This is a genomic window from Kitasatospora sp. NPDC036755, from assembly GCF_040636595.1.
Taxonomy (GTDB): domain Bacteria; phylum Actinomycetota; class Actinomycetes; order Streptomycetales; family Streptomycetaceae; genus Kitasatospora.
This window is the reverse complement of the sequence record NZ_JBEZUT010000642.1, coordinates 1-1,792: the sequence shown is the minus strand read 5'-3', so window position 1 is coordinate 1,792 and position 1,792 is coordinate 1. Positions and strand designations below refer to the sequence as shown.

Below are 1,792 nucleotides of genomic sequence, written 5' to 3'. Positions count from 1 at the left end.
ACGAGTTCGACGCGCTGTTCTTCAACATCTCGGGCACCGAGGCCGCCGTGATGGACCCCCAGCAGCGACTGCTGCTGGAGGAGTCCTGGCGGGCCGGCGGCGGGCCGGCGGCGGGCCGGCGACGGGGAATCGGGTTGCGGCCGCACCGGGCGGGAGGAAAGGCTCCTACCGCTCCGACCATGCCGAAACCTTCCGAAACAGGACGTCCCGATGAGCAACGTCATAGTCAGCACACGTCACGGCCGGGTCCGCGGCCGCCTCCACGAGGGCACCGCGTCCTTCCTGGGCATCCCCTACGCGGCCCCGCCGTTCGGGGCGAACCGGCTGCGTCCGCCCCGGGCCCCCGAACCGTGGAGCGGCGTGCGCGACGCGCTCGTCCACGGCCCGAGCGCACCCCAGGCGCCCGGCAACCCCGCCATGGCCGACCTGCTCACCGCGCCGGGCCCGCAGGGCGAGGACTGCCTCAACCTCAACGTCTGGACGCCTTCCCCGCACCGGTCCGGCGAAGGACTGCCCGTCATGGTGTGGATCCACGGCGGCGCCTTCCGCAACGGCGCCGGCTCGCTGCCCACCTACGACGGGGCCGTCCTCGCCCGGGACGGCGTCGTCTGCGTCACCCTGAACTACCGGCTGGGCGCCGAGGGCTTCCTCCTGCTGCCCGACGGCACCGCCAACCTCGGCCTGCTGGACCAGATCGCCGCACTGGAGTGGGTGCGCGACAACATCGCCGCGTTCGGCGGCGACCCCGGCAACGTGACCGTCTTCGGGCAGTCCGCCGGAGCGATCTCCATCACCGCGCTGATGGCGATGCCGCGCGCCGAGGGCCTGTTCCGACGGGCCGTCACCCAGAGCGGGGCCGGGCACCACGCGCACTCGCCGGAGACCGCGCGGCGCGTCACCGAACGGCTGGCCGCCCTCGCCGGCGTCGAGTGCACCGTCGAGGCCCTCGCCGCCGTCCCGCCGCGGGACCTGGCCGCGGCCAACGGCCGACTCGCCCAGGAGATCGCCCGCAGCACCGACCCGGGCCAGTGGGGCGAGTCCGCGGGAGGCGGCACGACCGCCCTGCCGGTGGCCGGAACCGCGACACTGCCCGAGCGCCCCGTCGACGCCGTCGCCGCCGGCGCGGGCCGCGGGATCGACCTGCTCACGGGCGTCACCTCCGAGGAGTTCCGCCTGTTCCTGGTGCCGCTCGGCATGGCCGACCGCATCGACGACGGCTTCCTGCAGGGCTTCCTCGCCTCGCTCGGGCTGGACCCCGCGGCCGCCCGGGCCGTCTACGCCGGGGCCCGGCCGGGGGCCGGCGCCGCCGACCTGTTCTCCGCCGCGATCAGCGACCACGCCTACCGCGTGCCGGCGCTGCGCGTCGCGGAGGGCCGCGCCGCCCACGGCGCCGACACCTACTTCTACGAGTTCACCCAGCCCTCCCCCGCCCGGGACGGCGCCCTCGGGGCCTGCCACATGGCCGAACTCGGCTCCGTCTTCGGCAATCCCGAGGACCCGCTGACGGACCCGTCGACCCATCCGGAGCTGTCCGACCGGATCCGCGGCGCCTGGACCTCCTTCGCCCGCCACGGCCGTCCCGCCACCGACCGACTGCCGCACTGGCCGGCCTACTTCCCCGACCGGTCCGTCATGGTCCTGAACGCCATCGCGCCCGCCGTCCGCCAGGACCCGGGCCGGGCCGAACGGCTCCTGTGGGAGGGCCTGCGCTGACCGGACCGCCGCGGGGCCGGTGACGCGGGGGCACCCGCGCCACCGGCCCGCGGGGCCGCACGGACGCGCCGTCCGGGGT

1 protein-coding gene and 1 pseudogene are annotated in these 1,792 nt (G+C 76.1%); both read left to right on the top strand.

Annotated elements, in window-relative coordinates:
• Positions 1-14: 14 nt before the first annotated feature.
• A pseudogene (locus AB0E96_RS40850) lies at positions 15-83 on the top strand (hypothetical protein); the annotation flags it as partial.
• Positions 84-210: 127 nt separating this feature from the next.
• Positions 211-1,713 carry a carboxylesterase/lipase family protein gene (locus AB0E96_RS40845; RefSeq protein WP_359831882.1) on the top strand — a complete coding sequence of 501 codons (1,503 nt, stop codon included), beginning with the start codon at positions 211-213 and terminating at the stop codon, positions 1,711-1,713.
• Positions 1,714-1,792: the final 79 nt, after the last annotated feature.